1 pseudogene is annotated in these 757 nt (G+C 66.8%); it reads right to left on the bottom strand.

Annotation, left to right across the window (positions count from 1 at the left end):
* A pseudogene (locus OR16_RS47080) lies at positions 1-747 on the bottom strand (hypothetical protein); the annotation flags it as partial.
* Positions 748-757 lie beyond the last annotated feature (10 nt).

Here is a 757-nt window from a genome sequence, read left to right as displayed (position 1 = left end):
GTCGATCACTTCCAGCGTGTCGCGGTCCAGGGTGATGACCTTGCCGCCCAGCGTATTGACGACCAGGTAGCCGTTGTAGGACATGCCCATGCCGAACAGGATGTCGGCGGGGCTACGCGTGCCGCTCGCCGCCTTGGCATTGTCGAACAGGGCGGCCGGCAGCGTGATGGCGCGCGGCGCCTTCATCCCGGAGCTGGCTTCTTTCGGATCCTCCTGGTCGATACGGAAGACCTGGCGGCCGCTACAACCGTAAAAGGCGTCGTCACGGCCCAGTACCGAATAGACCGCACCGTTGGCGACCTGATCTTCCGCCAGCGTCAAGGTGCGGTTCGGCTGCGATTTCATGTAGGCGAGCAGGCCCTGCTCGTCACCGGCATCGAGGAACCTCTTCACGGCCGCGGCTTGTTCGCGGCGCTGCTCGGGGGTGACCGGGGTGTAGTTCGGCAGGTGTACCGGGATCTCGGTGCGGGCGAGTTCCACCAACTTGCCGCCATCCACGCCCACCTTGCGCAGCGAGAAGCCGGCCCACCACCAGTAGATGTCCTTGCCGCCGACGCGATCGGCCACGAGGGGCAGGCTTGCCGACTCGTTGGGAATGAGCTGCACCGACTCCGGCGTGAGCTCGAAGGCGCCGCGCGGGACAGCGAACTCGGCGCTGTCGGTGGCGGCGTCGTTCCAGTGCGTCTGGTTGTTGTGGGACTGGGCGAGGTAGGGGTTGGCAACGGGGCCGGCAGGGTTCGCGGGCAGTGGGTGGCGG

Origin of the sequence: Cupriavidus basilensis OR16, from assembly GCF_000243095.1 — a bacterium.
GTDB classification, from domain to species: domain Bacteria; phylum Pseudomonadota; class Gammaproteobacteria; order Burkholderiales; family Burkholderiaceae; genus Cupriavidus; species Cupriavidus basilensis_D.
Note: the sequence above shows the minus strand (reverse complement) of the source record. Positions and strands in the feature narration are given on the sequence as shown.